The sequence below is a fragment of the Streptomyces sp. enrichment culture genome (assembly GCF_964272855.1).
In the GTDB taxonomy this organism is placed as follows: Bacteria; Actinomycetota; Actinomycetes; order Streptomycetales; family Streptomycetaceae; genus Streptomyces.
Genome location: NZ_OZ186847.1, coordinates 5,878,901 through 5,894,705 on the forward strand (window position 1 = coordinate 5,878,901; position 15,805 = coordinate 5,894,705).

A 15,805-nucleotide genomic window follows, 5' to 3' on the forward strand; every position below is an offset into this window, starting at 1 on the left:
GCCCTAACGAAGGTAGTCGGGCGAGGCGTTCCCCGCGAGGGCGGCACGCCGGGACCGGCGCCGGACGGACCGGCGTCCCACGACGACGAGCGCGGTCACCGCCGCGACGACCCCGCCCACGGTCAGCAGCCACGCCGGGATCCCGGCGACCGTGCGCAGCCTGTCCGTGTAGACGACCTCCTGGAACGTGGCGTCCGACGCCGCCCGCCCCAGCCGGTGGTCGCCGGAGATCCGCGACGGCACCGGGAACTCCTGGGTGACGGCGGTCAGGTACGGGGTGCCCTCGGCCAGTTCGGCCAGCGGCCCGGACTTTTCGGCGACCCGCCCGGCGTAGGTCACACGCGGCGTGGCCCCGCCGATGGTGCCGCGCGGCTCCATGCGGTGGTCGGCGAGCACGTACAGCCCCAGCGACTGGGGCTCCGCGGCCAGCCGGGACAGCCGCATCGGGTAGACCGGGGCGTCGGCGGCGAAGCTCAGGTGGATCGGGTCGAGGGTGCCGGTCAGGACCGTGCCGTCGGCGTCCGGGGCGAGCCGGACCGCCACGTACTCCCAGCGCTGCTCCACATACGGCTCCAGCGCCTGGCGCAGCCGCGCCGGGAAGGTGAAGCCGTTGTCGCGCAGCCAGCGGTCCAGCGCGGCCGGGTCGGTCGCGGTCAGCTGGGCCACGTCGAACGAGCCGAGCCGCTGCCGCCCGACCACGCCGACCCCCGCGCCGGCCGCGTCGCCGGGCATCGACGCGCCCGCCGTGTCGTCGTCCTCGACCAGCGGCCAGTCCCCGTTGCGCGGCCAGAAGTAGTACCGGTCCCGGTGCACGGGGGCGGTGGCCTCGCGCACCTCCTCGAACAGCTCCGGGTCGCCGAGCCGCACGGTGGCCCGGTTCGGCACGGGCATGATCCAGGCGGCCCGCTCGGCGTCCCCGCCGACCGTCAGGCTCATGACGATCTGCTCGCGCCGCCCGTCCCACCGCACGACGGACTCCTCGCGGCCCACCGACACCCGCCGCTCCGCGTCCGGCAGCATCGCCCCGCACCCGCACGCGTACGCCGGCGCGATCAGCAGCGAGCCGAGCTGGATACCGAGCAGCGCGACGACCACGGCGAGAAACCGCGCCCGCGACCGGACAGTGCCCATGCCCCGTTACCCCCTCATAGAGCCGTTCCCGTTCTCCAGGGCTACCGACGGTGACGTGGCTCGATCCGGTTCCGGCGCGGTGGTCGACGCCGTCCCGCGGAGGCGGCCGAATACCGCCCCCTATATCGTCTTTCGGACAAAAGGAGATAGGACGTCAGGTGAAGCGGGGATGGCCTGCGTCTTCCTCCGGGGGCGCCGCTCGCCCCTCACAGGGTGACGAACGGGGCGGGAGGCCGACGAGGCGTGGCGAATGCGGAACACACCGAGCGACCGGCGGGACCCATCGGAGCGACTGCGGTCGGAGAGGCCGGAGCGCGCCTGCGCGCGGCCCGGCTGGGCCTCTGGCTGATCGCCGCGATCCTCGCCGTCCGCCAGCTGGCCGTCGTCCTCGGAACCCCCAGAGGCGAGCGGCTGACCGACCTGGAGACCTGGGTCGGCCCGGACGGCGTGCTGCACGTCGAAGGCTCCCTCTACGACTCCACGCGCTTCACCGGCACCCCCTTCGGCGGCCTCGTCCTCAAACCCCTCACCCGTTCGGCCGAACAGGCCCTCGGCTGGGGCTGGACCTTCGGCACCCTGCTCCTCGTCGTCGCCCTCGGCCTGGTCGCCGCCCGCGCCCTGCCCCAGCCGGTCAGCCGCCGCACCGCGCTGTTCGCCGCCCCCGCCGCCATAAGCCTGCTCATGCTGTCGCTGCCGGTCCGCAACGCCTTCTGGCTCGGCCAGACCGGCATCATCCCGGTGCTCCTCGTCCTCGTCGGCTGCTTCGTCGTCCGCGGGCAACGGGCGAGCGGCGCCCTCGTCGGCCTCGCCGCAGCCCTCCAGCCGACCGTGCTGCTCTTCGCGCCGCTGCTGTGGTTCACCGGCCGCCGCACCGCCGCCGCCTCCCTCGGCGCGACCTTCGCCGGCGTCACGGCGCTGGCCTGGGCGGCGATGCCGCACGACTCGTACACCTACTGGGTGCACCACCTGGCCGGTGCCGGCCTCGGCGGACGCGCGGACGACCTCGCCAACCAGTCCCTGCACGGCACCCTGCTCCGCCTCGGCCTGACCGGCCCCCTGGAGATCGCACTCTTCCTCACCCTCGGCGCCGCCGTCGCCGCCCTCGGCGTGCGCCGCGCGGTGCGCTACGCGCACGACGGCCAGCTGCTGCTCGCCGTCGCCGTCACCGGCTGCGCCGCGATCGTGATCTCGCCGACCGCCTGGCAGCACCAGCTGCTGTGGGTGCTCCTCGCGGTCGTCGGCCGGGTCGGCAAGCGGGCCGCGGACCGCCCCGTCTGGCCGGTCGCCGTCATCCTCGTGATGACCCTCCCGGCGGAGATGATGCTGCCGGACATGGGGTTCCTGCACCCCCTGCGCGACAACACGGTCCTGCTCGCGGCCCTCCTCGCCGCGACGGCCGTCCCCTTCCTGTCCCGCACGTCCCCGTACTACGGCTCACCCGTCCCCACCGGGTACGCCGCCCCCGCCACGTCCCGCTTCAAGCACTTACCGCTGCTGCCGCGCGTGCTGCGCCGGGTGCTGGCCCGCCCCAACCTGCTCCTGGAACTCCTGCTCATCCGCGTCACCTACGCCGCCTACTCCCAGGTCCGGCTCGCCGCGACCGGCGGCACCATCTCCGGCGGCCGGGAGCGGGCGGAGCAGCACGGCGAGCGGATCCTGTCGATCGAACGCGCCCTGCACATCGACATCGAGCACGCCGTCAACCACGCCGTCGTCAAGGTCGACTGGCTGCGCGGCTTCTTCGACTTCTACTACACGTCCTTCCACTTCGCCGTCCCGCTGACGGTCCTCGGCGTCCTGTACTGGCGCCGCCCGGCCGACTACCGCTGGGCCCGCACCACGATCGGCCTGACGACCGTCCTCGCCCTGGTCGGCTTCTGGGCGTACCCGCTCGCCCCGCCCCGCCTGATGCCGGACCTCGGCGTCATCGACACCGTCCACGGCGTCCAGGACTTCACCCAGCCCGACTACGGCACGCTGACCGCCCTGACCAACCAGTACGCCGCGATGCCGTCGCTGCACTTCGGCTGGTCCCTGTGGTGCGGCCTGGTCATCGCGATCGTCGCCCCCAGGCCGTGGATGAAGACGCTGGGCCTCCTCCACCCCCTGTTCACCGTCATGGCCATCGTCGCCACCGGCAACCACTGGGTGCTGGACGCGGTGGGCGGCGCGGCGGCCGTCCTCGGCGGCTTCGGCCTCGTCTATGTCCTCCAGGGCCCGAGGACATCGGCCACCGCCGCGCACGCGAACCGGACGGTGTCGCCGCCGCCGACCGCCGAGGCCGTCCCCCACTCGCCGACGACCGTGTCCAGCGGCCCTGGCCCGCGAACCGATTCCGGTTCCGGGGACAGACCCTTGGAGAAGGACGGCAGCTGATCCGAACTGCCGCCCTCTCCCTCTCCCCGGAGCCGTCTCCTGGCGCCTACAACCGCTGAATGACCGTCCCGGTGGCCAGTCCGCCCCGGCGCACATGGTCACCAGCGTGAACTCCTTGTCCGCGCGCTCCAGTTCGTGCAGTGCCGTCGTGATGAGCCGGGCCCGGTGGCACGAGATCGTCCGCTGGGCGACCCCGGTCGTCTCCTTCCAGCGCACCGCCACGCAGGACGCCGAGCTGGTCGGCAGGCGGATACGCGAGGGCGACCGCGTCGGCCTCTTCTACTCCTCCGCCAACCACGACCCCGAGGTCTTCAACGCCCCGGAGGTGTTCGACATCACCCGGGACCCGGACCCCCACCTGGGCTTCGGGGGCGGCGGCCCGCACTACTGCCTCGGCAAGTCCCTGGCCGTCCTGGAGATCGGCCTCACCTTCGACGCGATCGCGGACGCGATGCCGGGGCTGCGGCTCGCCGGGGATCCCCGGCGGCTGCGGTCGGCGTGGATCAACGGGGTGAAGGAGTTGCGGGTGGAGGCGTGAGACGCCCGAAGGCGGCGGCCCCGGGGATCGGGGGCCGCCGCCTTCGGGCGTGCTTGAGGTGGCAGGGTCGGCTCAGTACCAGCCGTTGGCCTGCCAGAAGCTCCAGGCGCCGACGGGGCTGCCGTAGCGGGACTTCATGTAGTCGAGACCCCACTGGATCTGGGTCTTGGCGTTGGTCTTCCAGTCGGAGCCGGCGGCGGCCATCTTGTTGCCGGGCAGGGCCTGGACCAGGCCGTAGGCGCCGGAGGACGGGTTGGTCGCGTCGACGTCCCAGCCGCTCTCGTGCTCGACGATCTTGCTGAAGGCGTTGAACTGGGCGGCGTTCGGGATCAGCTGCTTCGCGATCGCCTTCGCCTCGGAGGGCGAAGCAGTCGTCGCGGCGTGCGCCGGAGCGGCGGTCAGCGCCATGCCGGCGGTGGCGGCGGCCACGGCGGCGGTGGTGAGGGCCTTCTTCGGGGACGCGATGCGGCGGGCGATGCGGGCGACAGTCACGGAGAACCTTTTTCTTCGGGGACGGTGTGGTCGCTGCGTGCCGTGACCCCGCGATGCGGGGCGCCTGGCATGCGTCGGCGCCGAGGCCCGTGGGCTTGTCGGCGCCGTGCGACGTCATCCAGAGAAGCAGCCCGAAAAGCCGTCCGCAATGACCCCCTTTACTAGTTGTGGTCGCATTCGAGGTGAAGGTCCTTCGTGTGACGTGGCTCTCAATGCGCAGGTCAGGCGCCTGATTGGCGTGGACATGGCGTCCGATTTGTCTCCTATTTCACTTAGTAAGTGATGTGCGTCCTGTGGGGTGGTTCACGCCCTCAGCGGGTTCTGGGGGCCTCGAATGTGACCCCGGTCTCGAAAGCGGCGCGCCGTGTGGCCCTCCGCAGCGCCTTCAGCACCGCCGGACCGAGGGCGAACGTGAGCGCGACCGTCACCAGCGCGCGCCCCAGGTCCCAGCCGAGGGACGTCGCCAGGCAGTACGCGGCGAATCGGGCCAGGTTGGCGGAGACGGCGGCGTCCGGGTCGAAGGCGATGTTCGAAGCGAGCGCGCCCATGAACGGCCACCCGGCCATGTTCATGATCGTGCCGTAGGCGAACGCCGCCAGAAAGCCGTAGACCGCCAGCAGCGCCAGTTCCCCCCGGCCGCGCAGCCGGTCGGCGCCCGGCAGCAGCCCCGCGCCCATCGTGAACCAGCCCATCGCCAGCATCTGGAACGGCATCCACGGGCCGACCCCGCCCGTGAGCAGCGCCGACGCGAACATCGTCAGCGAGCCCAGGACGAACCCGAAGCCCGGTCCGAGCACCCGGCCGCTGAGCACCATCAGGAAGAACATCGGTTCGATGCCCGCCGTGCCCGCACCGATCGGCCGCAGCGCCGCGCCCGTCGCCGCCAGCACGCCAAGCATCGCCACCGCCTTCGGGCCGAGACCCGACTCGGAGATCGTCGCCGCCACCACCGCGACGAGCAGCACCAGCAGCCCCGCGAACAGCCACGGCGCGTCCTGCGCGTGCGCCGCGACCGCCGAGGCCGGCGGGGCGAGGAACGGCCAGAACACCGCCGCCACCCCCACCGCGCTCACCAGACCCAGCGCGGCCAGGGAGCGAGGGCCCAGCCGCACCGCGCGGGCCTGCCGCTGCACGCCGCTCACGCCAGTGCCTCCCTCACCTGGCTCACCGTGAGCCAGCTCTGCGGCGCCAGGATCTTCGTCACCTGCGGCGCGAACGACGGCGAGGAGACCACCACCTCCGCCGTCGGGCCGTCGGCTATCACCTCGCCCTCCGCGATCAGCACCACCCGGTGGGCGATCTCGGCGGCGAGCTCCACGTCATGCGTGGCCAGCACGATCGCGTGCCCCTCGGCGGCCAGCTCCCGCAACAGCGTTACCAGGCGCGACTTCGCCGCGTAGTCCAGGCCCCGGGTCGGTTCGTCGAGGAGGAGGAGCGGCGGGCGGGCGGTCAGTACGACGGCCAGCGCGAGGGTGAGCCGCTGGCCCTCGGAGAGGTCACGCGGGTGGGTGTCGTCGGTGATGCCGGGCAGCAGCCCGGAGACCAGGGCCCGGCAGGTGCCCGGCTCGGCACCCGCGTCCGCGTCGGCCGCCGCGCACTCGGCGGCGACCGTGTCGGCGTAGAGGAGGTCCCGGGGTTCCTGCGGCACCAGGCCGACCCGGCGCACCAGCTCGCGCGGCTGGGTGCGGTGCGGCACCGCGCCCCCGACCCGCACGGATCCGGCGGCGGGCTCCACCAGCCCGACCAGCGAGGAGAGGAGGGTGGACTTGCCGGCGCCGTTCCGTCCCATGAGGGCGACGGTCTCGCCCGGGGACACGGTGAGGTCGACGTGCCGCAGGGCGGGCACCCGGCCCCGGCGCACGGCGAGGCCCCGGACCTCGGCGACGTAGGGCGACGCGGGGGCGGGCTCGGCCCTGCGGAACCAGCGGCGGGGGCTCTCCGACGGGGCGGGAGTGGAGGGTTTGGGCCGGCGGGTTTCCGGGGCGGCGTCTTCCGGTTGGTGCTCCCGGAGGCGTTCCCGCAGGTCAGTCGCGCGGCGGCGGGCGTCGCGGACCGTGAGCGGCAGCGGGGACCAGCCCGCGAGGCGGCCCAGATCCACCACTGGCGGATACACCGGGGACACGGCCATCGTCTCGGCCGGGGTGCCCAGCACGGGGGCCGCGCCGGGGGAGGGGAGGAGGACGACCTGGTCGGCGTACTGGACGACCCGTTCCAGGCGGTGCTCCGCCATCAGCACCGTCGTCCCCAGGTCGTGGACCAGGCGCTGCAGGACGGCCAGTACCTCCTCGGCGGCCGCCGGGTCCAGCGCCGAGGTCGGCTCGTCCAGGACCAGGACGCTCGGATGCGGGGTGAGGACCGAGCCGATCGCCACCCGCTGCTGCTGGCCGCCGGACAGCGTGGATATCGGGCGGTCCCGGAGACCGGCCAGACCCAGCAGGTCCAGGGTCTCCTCGACCCGGCGGCGCATCACGTCCGGGGCGAGGCCCAGCGACTCCATGCCGTAGGCGAGCTCGTCCTCGACCGTGTCGGTCACGAAGTGGGACAGCGGATCCTGGCCCACCGTGCCGACCACGTCGGCCAGTTCACGCGGCTTGTGGGTACGGGTGTCCCGCCCGGCGACCGTGACCCGGCCGCGCAGGGTGCCGCCGGTGAAGTGCGGGACCAGCCCGCCGACCGCGTTCAGGACGGTGGACTTGCCGACCCCGGACGGCCCGACGAGCAGGACGAGTTCCCCCTCCGGCACCTCGAAGTCGACGTCGCGGACGGTGGGTTCGGCGGCTCCGTCGTACGTCACGGAGACGTCCTCGAAGCGGATCACGACGGCTCCTTCGGGGGAGGGGTGACGAACGCCGGAAGCAGGCCGAGGAGTACGGCCGCCGCGGGCCAGAGGGGGAGGGCGGGGGCGGTCAGCGGGACCACCCCCGGGTGCAGGGCCGCCGGATCGGCGGAGGCGGCCAGCGCGAGGGACACGGCCACCGCCACGCCGGAGCCCGACACCAACCAGGCGCGCGGCCCCCACGGGTCGGGGCGATACCGGGTGCGCGGCGAGCGGCGCCCCCCGAGCCACAGCCCGGCGAGCGCGGCACCGACCCCGGCCAGCAGCACCGGAACCCCGTACGTGCCGCCCTCGGCGGTGAGCAGCCCGTACGTCCCGGCGCACACACCGAGCAGCCCGGCGAGGGTGAGCACGGCCGTCGTACGGCGCACCGCCGCCGGGACCTCTGCGGTACGGCCGTAGCCGCGCGAGTCCATCGCGGCGGCCAGCGCGACCGACCGCTCCAGCGCGCCCTCCAGCACCGGCAGCCCCACCTGGAGCAGGCCGCGTATCCCCGAGTCCGGCCGCCCCCGCAGCCGGCGGGCGGCACGCAGCCGCTGGACGTCCGCGATCAGGTTCGGCGCGAACGTGAGCGCGACGACCACCGCGACACCGGCCTCGTACAGCGCCCCCGGCAGCGACTTCAGCAGCCGCGACGGGCTCGCGAGCGCGTTCGCCGCGCCGACGCAGATCAGCAGCGTCGCCAGCTTCAGACCGTCGTACAGGGCGAAGAGCAGCACCTCGGCGGTCACCTCGCCGCCCAGGCGGATGCCCTGCGCCCAGTCCGGGAGCGGCACCTCGGGCAGCTCCAGCAGCACGTGCGTGCCGGGGATCGGCGAGCCGAGCGCGACCGCGAACACCAGGCGGATCAGCAGGACCGCGAGGGCGAGCTTCAGGAAGGCGCCGTAGGAACGGGCCCACGGGCTGCTCGGGCGGCGGGCCGCCACGACGTACGCGGAGACCGCGATCAGCAGGGTGAGGAGGAGGGGGTTGGTGGTGCGGGTGGCGGCCATGCCGAGGGAGAGGGACCACAGCCACCAGGCGCCGGGGTGGAGTGATTCGGCGCGCTGGTGGCGGGAGGTGGTGGGGGCGCCCGCCGGGGCGGGCTGCGCGGACCGCTCAGTCATGCCTGCGTCGCCGGGACTGCCAGACCGCCGCTGCGGCCAGTACCGCCACCGCCGCCGCGCCCGCGACGAGACCGACGGACGGGCCGCCACCGTCCTCCTCGGCGGAGGTCTCCTCCTCCGGGGCGGCGGACCCCTCGGGGGCGGCGGACTCCCGCTTCTCGCCGCTGACCTGCTCCCCGCAGCCCTTGCGCGGATAGCCGGAGATGGCGCAGAGAAGGGCGTTGGTGTCGTAGCGCAGCGGCTTGGCCACGGCGGCCAGGGCCTCCGCGGTCGTCGCGTCGGGGTCGACCCGCGCGCAGGCCGCACGGCGTTGCGGCGGCGTCTCGCCGGCCGGCGCGTCCGCCGCCGTGCCGAAGTCGATGACGAGGGCGACGCGCTTCTCGCCGTCCCGGGCGGGCGTGCGGGCGCAGATGACGTCGAAGTCCGCCGTGCCGCGCGGCTGGGCGGAGTCCTGGGAGTCCTCGCTGACGGAGAAGCGGAAGCCCTGCACGTCACCGTCGGAGGGGCGCGCGGTGGCGGGCCCCTGGGTGGCGTACGTCCAGCGGTCGCCGTCGCGGTCCCAGAAGGACCAGTAGCGGTAACCGGTGGCCTGCGCCTGGCCGGTGTTCAGCAGCAGGAACAGGGCGGCCAGGAGCAGCGCGGCGGCACGGCGGAACCTCACCCCTGCCGCCCCTTCTTGCGGCCGCTGATCAGGAAGCCGATGCCGATGCCGGCGACGAACAGCGCGCCGACGGTCCACCAGACGGTGTTGCCGCCGTCGTCCTCGTCGGCGACCCGCTTGCCGGGTTCGGCACCGCGCTCGGCGGCCTGCGGGGCCGGGCCGGTCGCGTTGAGCCGGTCGACGAGGTCGGCGCCGCCGAAGTTGTGCGGGTCGGTCTGCCCGGCCAGGGCGGCGAAGATCAGCTGGGCGTAGGCGGCGGGGCCGCTCTGCTTCGCCCAGTCGGCGGAGCTCTGCTCCAGCCACTCCAGCGGCTTCGCGGCCCGCTCGGCGCCGCCCTGCGCGGCCAGCGCGACGACCGCGTCGGCGGTGTTGCCGTAGTCGGGCTGGTCCTCGGCGCCGGGCAGCGCGGAGACGAGGTGGCCGTCCTTCGCGACGGCCCCGGCGAGATAGGCGGCACCGTTGGCTGCGGCCTGCTCCGGCGTCTTCGCCTGCTCGCACTCAGGCGTGTCGGCCTGCTTGGCCGCCGGGGTGGTCAGGCCCTTGCCGAGGGCGCCCAGCACGCCCGCGGCGGTCGCGTCCGCGTTCGCGGCGAGCTCGCCCTTCTTGCCCGGCTGGTAGGCGAAGGCGCCGCCGCCGTCCTCGTCGCAGGGGACGGAGAAGCCGAGCAGGGCGTCGTACGGCGACTCGCCCTTGCCGTCCTCGCCGCGGACCTCGGCGGGCTTCTCGCCGGCGACGGCGAGCGCGCCGATCACGATCGAGGTGGAGTTGGCGTCGCTGGGCGAACCCGCGTTGTAGCCCCAGCCGCCGTCCTCGTTCTGCACGGACTTCAGCCAGTCGACGGCCTTGCCGGTCTCCGCGTCGTGGCCGCCGAGCGCGACCAGCGCCTGCACGGCGGCGGAGGTGGCGTTGGTGTCCAGCATGGTCTTGGCGTCGCAGGCCTTGGCGGTGTCCGCGCGGAACGAGGCGAACGCGCCGTTCGCGCACTGCTGTCCGGTCAGCCAGGTCACCGCCTTGTCGGCGGGCCGCACACCCACGGTGTCCTGGGCGAGCAGGGCGAGGGACTGCCGCCACACGCCGTCGTAGGTCGGGTCGCCGGTGCCGTAGAGGCCGGACGGTATCGCCACGGACGGCGAGGCGGACGGGGACGGGTCGGCGGCCTGGGCGACCGGGGTCGCGGCGACGCCGATCACTGCGGCGGCGGCCAGGGCCGCGGCGCTGCGGCGGACGTTCATGATCGGCGGATGCCCTCTCCCTGTGGGGAGCCGGGCAGCACGGGAGGACCCGGGCGGCTCGGCTCCGTGAACCTCGACGGTGCTGAGCCGTTTCACGTGCGCACAGGGCGATCCGGCTCGCCGGGCCCCTGCGGGCCAGACTCACGGTTGCGGGTCAGCGCCGGATTTGCACCGGCTTCCCCCTGTACGGGTGTGATGACGACGCGGCCACTTTACCGGCCCGTACACAGGGCCCTCCCAGGCGTCCCGGCCCGTCGGCTCACACCGCCACGTACGTCACCGGATCGCTTCCCGCCACCGGCTCCGGGTCCCAGCTTCACCAGCCGCCGCAGGTGGGCCTCCGCCTCCGAGACGGCGATGTTGCGGGAGGCGGGCGGGATCTCGGGCCAGGGGCGGTTCCAGTCCATGCGCTCGGCGAGCTGCCAGGGGGTCGGGGAGTGCCGAGGAGGGCCAGGAGGCCGGTGAGACGGGCCTCTTGGTGGGCCAGCAGCTCCCGGACCCGGGCGGGCGCGTCCGTGAACGCGTGCTGGTGCGCGGGCAGGACCTCGGCGGGGCCGAGGCGGGCGACGCGTTCGAGGGAGCCGAGGTAGTCGCCGAGGGGGTCGGTGACGGTGGTGTCCTCCGGGTCCTCGTACAGGCCGATGTGCGGGGTGATCCCGGGGAGCAGGTGGTCCCCGGAGAACAGCCGCCCGCGGCCCGGGAGCCGCGCCGGATGCTCCTCCTCCAGATGCAGGCAGACATGCCCGGGTGTGTGCCCCGGCGTCCAGACGGCGCGCAGGCGGCGGCCGGGGAGGGGAGCAGCTCGCCGGGGGCGATCTCACGGTCGGGCAGGGCGGGGGACAGGCCGGGCAGGGCGCGCGGGCGGGGCGAGCGCAGGGGCGCGATGTGCTCCTCGGGCGCGCCGGCCGCCTGGAGCTTGGCCGCCATGTACGCGAACCAGCGCTCGGGACGGGCCTCGCGGGCCCTCCCGGCGGGGGCCTGAGCGATGGGCGACCGCTGGCACGTCGAGGTCGACCGCTCCCTGTGCATCGGCTCGGCGCAGTGCCTCCACCACGCGCGCGAGGCCTTCCGCCTCGGCACCGGCCGCCAGTCCCGCCCCGTCACCCCGGACACGGACGCCGGCGAACACATCCTGACGGCCGCCGAGAACTGCCCGGTCGAGGCGATCACGCTGACGCCGGCGGGGAGCGGGGAGGCGGTGTTCCCGCCGGAGGAGTGAGGGCCCTCACCTCGGTACGGTGGACGGCTGTGTCTCAACGCCGTGGAGGCGTGACGTCCGTGGCTGGTGGCGGCGGTCACGGGCGTACGCGTCCCGCCCCTGGCTTCACGGCGGCTCGGAGCGGCCTCGCACGCCGGTCCCCGTCACGGAGCCTCCGGCTCCGTCAGGTCGATCAGCCTGCACACCGTCTCGATGTCGATCTTGACCTGGGTGATGGACGCGCGGCCGGAGAGCCAGGTGATGAGGGCCGAGTGCCAGGTGTGTTCGATGACGCGGACGGCGGAGAGCTGGGCGGGCGTGGGATGGTCCTGGCCCATCGCGTCGAGGATGATCGCCGTGGTCTGGCGGGAGACCTGGTCGACCTCGGGGCTCACGCTGCGGTCAGCGAACGTCAGGGCGCGGACCATCGCGTCGGCCAGGTGCGGCTCGCGCTGCAGGGCGCGGAACGCGCGCATCAGGGTCTCCGCGACCCGTTCCGCCGGCGTCCGGCCGGCCGGGGGCTTCTTGCGGAGCGTGCCGTGCATGTGCTCCAACTGGTCCTGCATCGTCGCGACCAGCAGATGGATCTTGGAGGGGAAGTAGCGGTACAGCGTGCCGAGCGCCACCTGCGATGACTCGGCGACCTCCCGCATCTGCACCGCGTCGAAGCCGCCCCGGCCGGCCAGCTGCGCGCTGGCGCGCAGTATGCGGCGCCGCCGGGCTTCCTGCCGCTCGGTGAGGGGCGAGGCGGGGCGTGCGGTAGCGGCTTCCACCTTCTCCATGGGTCCCGTTCCGTGACAGTCCGTGAGGGCGTGCGATCACACAGCATGACAGGGTTCCCGCGGGCCGTCAGTCGTGGCGTGAATCACCTGATCCACCTCTCACAGCGCGGCTACCTGCCGGTAGATTCAGAGCCTCTTGAACGATCAAGTCTGAAACTTGTTCTAGGTTAGCGTCCCGGCATAATCTCGCGGGACGTGCAGGGAGAAGGGGGCCCGGAGTGACCGCTGAGGCCAGTCGGGACCTTGCGGGAGAGCGACCGCTGCGCATCGCGCTCCTGACGTACAAAGGGAACCCGTTCTGCGGCGGCCAGGGCGTCTACGTCCGCCACCTCTCCCGCGAACTGGCCCGCCTCGGCCACCAGGTCGAGGTCATCGGCGCCCAGCCGTACCCCGTCCTGGACGAGGGCTACGACAACCTCCGGCTGACCGAGCTGCCCAGCCTCGACCTCTACCGGCAGCCCGACCCGTTCCGAACCCCCAGGCGTGACGAGTACCGGGACTGGGTCGACGCGCTGGAAGTCGCCACGATGTGGACCGGCGGGTTCCCCGAGCCGCTGACCTTCTCGCTGCGCGCCGGCCGCCATCTGCGCGCCCGGCGCGGCGACTTCGACGTCGTCCACGACAACCAGACCCTCGGCTACGGCCTGCTCGGCGACCTCGGCGCGCCCCTCGTCACCACCATCCACCACCCGATCACCGTCGACCGGCAGTTGGAGCTGGACGCGGCGGAGAGCTGGCAGCGCAGATACTCCGTGCGGCGCTGGTACGGGTTCACCCGGATGCAGAAGCGGGTCGCGCGCCGGCTGCCGTCCGTGCTCACCGTCTCCGGAACCTCCCGCCAGGAGATCGTCGACCACCTCGGCGTCCGCCCGGACCGTCTCCACGTCGTCCACATCGGCGCCGACACCGACCTCTTCTCGCCCGATCCGTCGGTGCCGCGGGTGCCCGGCCGGATCGTCACCACCTCCAGCGCGGACGTGCCGCTCAAGGGGCTCGTCTTCCTCGTCGAGGCGCTGGCCAAGGTGCGCGGCGAGCACCCCGACGCCCATCTCGTCGTCGTCGGCAAGCGGCCCACCGAGGGGCCGGTCGCGCAGGCGATCGAGCGGTACGGGCTCGACCGCGCCGTCGAGTTCGTCAAGGGCATCTCCGACGCCGAACTCGTCGACCTGGTCCGCTCGGCGCAGGTCGCCTGCGTGCCGTCGCTCTACGAGGGCTTCTCCCTGCCGGCCGCCGAGGCCATGGCCACCGGCACGCCGCTGGTCGCCACGACCGGCGGGGCCATCCCCGAGGTCACCGGACCCGACGGGGAGACCTGCCTCGCCGTACCGACCGGCGACGCGGAGGCGCTGGCCGCCGGGCTGAACCGGCTGCTCGCGGACGCCGAGCTGCGGGACCGGCTGGGTGCCGCCGGCCGTGAGCGGGTGCTGCGGCACTTCACCTGGGCGCGGGCGGCGGAGGGCACGGTCGCCCACTACCGCGAGGCCATCGCCGGGTCCGCGGGTCGTGGCGAGCGCCGTTCCGCGGCGGGCCGGCCCGGCTCCGCGCAGCGGCTCACCGGCCGCTCCACGGTCTCCGCGAGCGAGACGCCCGCGGCGTCCGAAGTTGTAACCGCTGGATCCAACCCCGAAAGCAGGGCCACGTGCTGACCGTCGACTTCACCCGGTTCCCGCTCGCCCCGGGCGACCGCGTCCTGGACCTCGGCTGTGGCGCCGGCCGGCACGCGTTCGAGTGTTACCGGCGCGGCGCGCAGGTCGTGGCACTGGACCAGAACGGCGAGGAGATCCGCGAGGTCGCCAAGTGGTTCGCGGCGATGAAGGAGGCCGGGGAGGCCCCGGAGGGCGCCACCGCGACGGCGATGGAGGGCGACGCCCTCGCGCTGCCCTTCCCCGACGAGTCCTTCGACGTCGTCATCATCTCCGAGGTGATGGAGCACATCCCGGACGACAAGGGCGTCCTCGCGGAGATGGTGCGGGTGCTGAAGCCGGGCGGGCGGATCGCGATCACCGTCCCGCGCTACGGCCCCGAGAAGATCTGCTGGGCCCTGTCCGACGCCTACCACGAGGTCGAGGGCGGCCACATCCGCATCTACAAGGCGGACGAGCTGCTGGCGAAGATCCGCGAGGCCGGGCTGAGGCCGTACGGCACCCACCACGCGCACGCCCTGCACTCCCCGTACTGGTGGCTGAAGTGCGCGTTCGGCGTCGACAACGACAAGGCGCTGCCGGTGCGGGCGTACCACAAGCTGCTGGTCTGGGACATCATGAAGAAGCCGCTGGCCACCCGGGTCGCCGAGCAGGCGCTGAACCCGCTGATCGGCAAGAGCTTCGTGGCGTACGCGACCAAGCCGCACCTGCCCCGGGTGGACGCCAAGTGACGACACCCCGGACGGAACACCTGGTGCTGCCGGGCGTGCTCACCGCCGAGCAGGCCGCCGCGACCGTCCGCGGCATCCTCGCGGTGCAGCGGGAGGACGGGGCCATCCCCTGGTTCCGCGGCCACCACCTCGACCCGTGGGACCACGTCGAGGCCGCGATGGCCCTGGACGCGGCCGGCGAGCACGAGGCCGCCGAACGGGCCTACCTGTGGCTGGCCCGGCACCAGAACCAGGACGGCTCCTGGTACGCGGCGTACGCCGACGGCGACCCCGACGACATCACCGACCGGGGCCGCGAGACCAACTTCGTCGCCTACGTCGCCGTAGGCGTCTGGCACCACTACCTGTCCACCGGCGACGACACCTTCCTCGACCGGATGTGGCCGGTGGTGCACGCGGCCGTCGAGTTCGTGCTGCGGCTCCAGCAGCCCGGCGGGCAGATCGGCTGGAAGTGCGAGGACGACGGCACCGCCACCGCCGACGCGCTGCTCACCGGCAGCTCCTCCGTCCACCACGCGCTGCGCTGCGCGCTCGCCGTCGCCGAGCAGCGCGAGGAGCCCCAGCCGGACTGGGAGCTCGCGGTCGGCATGCTGCGGCACGCGATCCGCCGGCACCCGGAGCGGTTCCTCGACAAGGACCGCTACTCCATGGACTGGTACTACCCGGTGCTGGGCGGCGCCCTCACCGGCGCCGAGGCCAAGTCCCGTGTCGAGGAGAGCTGGGACCGTTTCGTGGTGCCCGGCCTCGGCGTGCGGTGCGTGGTGCCCAACCCGTGGGTCACGGGCGGCGAGTCCGCCGAACTCGCCCTCACCCTGTGGGCGATGGGCGAGTCCGACCGGGCGCTGGAGGTCCTCCAGTCCATCCAGCACCTGCGCGACCCGGAGACCGGCCTGTACTGGACGGGCTACGTCTTCGACGACGGTGCCATCTGGCCCCGCGAGCTGACCACCTGGACGGCCGGCTCGCTGCTCCTCGCGGTCGCCGCTCTCGGCGGCCACGAGGCGACCTGCGCGGTCTTCGGCGGCGAACTGCTGCCGAGGGGCCTGGAGGACCCGGAGTGCTGCGCGGACTGAGCGAAG

Annotated in this window: 13 protein-coding genes and 3 pseudogenes; 6 read left to right on the forward strand and 10 right to left on the reverse strand. The window is 73.7% G+C overall.

What is annotated here, in order from left to right; genetic code table 11:
- Positions 1-3 precede the first annotated feature (3 nt).
- Positions 4-1,131 carry a DUF2330 domain-containing protein gene (locus tag ACSU6L_RS25955; protein ID WP_437060518.1) on the reverse strand — a complete coding sequence of 376 codons (1,128 nt, stop codon included), beginning with the start codon at positions 1,129-1,131 and terminating at the stop codon, positions 4-6.
- 243 nt (positions 1,132-1,374) lie between these two features.
- On the opposite strand from ACSU6L_RS25955, the gene ACSU6L_RS25960 reads away from it, so the two are divergent.
- The gene (locus ACSU6L_RS25960; RefSeq protein ID WP_437060520.1) at positions 1,375-3,507 is read left to right on the forward strand and encodes a bifunctional glycosyltransferase 87/phosphatase PAP2 family protein; all 2,133 of its coding nucleotides are present in this window, start codon (positions 1,375-1,377) and stop codon (positions 3,505-3,507) included.
- Between the two features lie 46 nt (positions 3,508-3,553).
- Here ACSU6L_RS25960 and ACSU6L_RS25965 read toward each other — a convergent pair.
- Positions 3,554-3,669 (reverse strand): annotated as a pseudogene (locus ACSU6L_RS25965) (acetyl-CoA C-acyltransferase); the annotation flags it as partial.
- Positions 3,670-3,679: 10 nt separating this feature from the next.
- Here ACSU6L_RS25965 and ACSU6L_RS25970 point away from each other — a divergent pair.
- Positions 3,680-4,045: pseudogene (locus ACSU6L_RS25970) on the forward strand (cytochrome P450); the annotation flags it as partial.
- 72 nt (positions 4,046-4,117) lie between these two features.
- Here ACSU6L_RS25970 and ACSU6L_RS25975 read toward each other — a convergent pair.
- The 7 genes and pseudogenes from ACSU6L_RS25975 to ACSU6L_RS26005 form a co-directional block, all read right to left on the reverse strand.
- Positions 4,118-4,537 (reverse strand): transglycosylase SLT domain-containing protein, encoded by a 420-nt coding sequence (locus ACSU6L_RS25975; protein WP_437060522.1) that lies wholly within the window; start codon positions 4,535-4,537, stop codon positions 4,118-4,120.
- Positions 4,538-4,848: 311 nt separating this feature from the next.
- Positions 4,849-5,679, reverse strand: a complete 831-nt coding sequence (locus ACSU6L_RS25980) for an ECF transporter S component (protein WP_437060524.1) — start codon at positions 5,677-5,679, stop codon at positions 4,849-4,851.
- The gene (locus ACSU6L_RS25985) at positions 5,676-7,355 is read right to left on the reverse strand and encodes an ABC transporter ATP-binding protein (RefSeq protein ID WP_437060526.1); all 1,680 of its coding nucleotides are present in this window, start codon (positions 7,353-7,355) and stop codon (positions 5,676-5,678) included. The genes ACSU6L_RS25980 and ACSU6L_RS25985 overlap by 4 nt, the downstream gene beginning before the upstream one ends.
- Positions 7,352-8,479 carry an energy-coupling factor transporter transmembrane component T gene (locus ACSU6L_RS25990; RefSeq protein ID WP_437060528.1) on the reverse strand — a complete coding sequence of 376 codons (1,128 nt, stop codon included), beginning with the start codon at positions 8,477-8,479 and terminating at the stop codon, positions 7,352-7,354. The genes ACSU6L_RS25985 and ACSU6L_RS25990 overlap by 4 nt, the downstream gene beginning before the upstream one ends.
- Positions 8,472-9,140, reverse strand: a complete 669-nt coding sequence (locus tag ACSU6L_RS25995) for an SCO2322 family protein (RefSeq protein ID WP_437060530.1) — start codon at positions 9,138-9,140, stop codon at positions 8,472-8,474. The genes ACSU6L_RS25990 and ACSU6L_RS25995 overlap by 8 nt, the downstream gene beginning before the upstream one ends.
- Entirely contained in the window at positions 9,137-10,372 is a 1,236-nt protein-coding gene (locus ACSU6L_RS26000; RefSeq protein WP_437060532.1) for a prenyltransferase/squalene oxidase repeat-containing protein, read from the reverse strand. The genes ACSU6L_RS25995 and ACSU6L_RS26000 overlap by 4 nt, the downstream gene beginning before the upstream one ends.
- Before the next feature lie 259 nt (positions 10,373-10,631).
- Positions 10,632-11,338 (reverse strand): annotated as a pseudogene (locus ACSU6L_RS26005) (MBL fold metallo-hydrolase); the annotation flags it as partial.
- A gap of 19 nt (positions 11,339-11,357) precedes the next feature.
- On the opposite strand from ACSU6L_RS26005, the gene ACSU6L_RS26010 reads away from it, so the two are divergent.
- Positions 11,358-11,591, forward strand: a complete 234-nt coding sequence (locus tag ACSU6L_RS26010; protein ID WP_437060534.1) for a ferredoxin — start codon at positions 11,358-11,360, stop codon at positions 11,589-11,591.
- Positions 11,592-11,734: 143 nt separating this feature from the next.
- On the opposite strand, the gene ACSU6L_RS26015 is transcribed toward ACSU6L_RS26010, so the two are convergent.
- A complete protein-coding gene (locus ACSU6L_RS26015) occupies positions 11,735-12,352 on the reverse strand; it encodes a TetR family transcriptional regulator (protein ID WP_437060536.1) in 618 nt (205 codons plus the stop codon).
- Between the two features lie 218 nt (positions 12,353-12,570).
- Between ACSU6L_RS26015 and ACSU6L_RS26020 the strand changes: the two genes are divergently transcribed.
- From ACSU6L_RS26020 to ACSU6L_RS26030, 3 genes are read left to right on the forward strand one after another with little or no spacing between them, the layout of a single operon-like run.
- The gene (locus ACSU6L_RS26020) at positions 12,571-13,998 is read left to right on the forward strand and encodes a glycosyltransferase family 4 protein (protein ID WP_437060538.1); all 1,428 of its coding nucleotides are present in this window, start codon (positions 12,571-12,573) and stop codon (positions 13,996-13,998) included.
- Entirely contained in the window at positions 13,992-14,726 is a 735-nt protein-coding gene (locus tag ACSU6L_RS26025; protein ID WP_073938830.1) for a class I SAM-dependent methyltransferase, read from the forward strand. Before ACSU6L_RS26020 ends, ACSU6L_RS26025 begins: the two co-directional genes overlap by 7 nt.
- Entirely contained in the window at positions 14,723-15,799 is a 1,077-nt protein-coding gene (locus ACSU6L_RS26030) for a prenyltransferase/squalene oxidase repeat-containing protein (protein ID WP_437060540.1), read from the forward strand. The genes ACSU6L_RS26025 and ACSU6L_RS26030 overlap by 4 nt, the downstream gene beginning before the upstream one ends.
- Positions 15,800-15,805 lie beyond the last annotated feature (6 nt).

Coding starts and splice junctions, on each gene's coding strand:
- ACSU6L_RS25955 (WP_437060518.1), bottom strand. CDS start 1,131: ATGGGCACTGTCCGGTCGCGGGCGCGGTTTCTCGCCGTGGTCGTCGCG.
- ACSU6L_RS25990 (WP_437060528.1), bottom strand. CDS start 8,479: ATGACTGAGCGGTCCGCGCAGCCCGCCCCGGCGGGCGCCCCCACCACC.
- ACSU6L_RS26000 (WP_437060532.1), bottom strand. CDS start 10,372: ATGAACGTCCGCCGCAGCGCCGCGGCCCTGGCCGCCGCCGCAGTGATC.
- ACSU6L_RS26010 (WP_437060534.1), top strand. CDS start 11,358: ATGGGCGACCGCTGGCACGTCGAGGTCGACCGCTCCCTGTGCATCGGC.
- ACSU6L_RS26015 (WP_437060536.1), bottom strand. CDS start 12,352: ATGGAGAAGGTGGAAGCCGCTACCGCACGCCCCGCCTCGCCCCTCACC.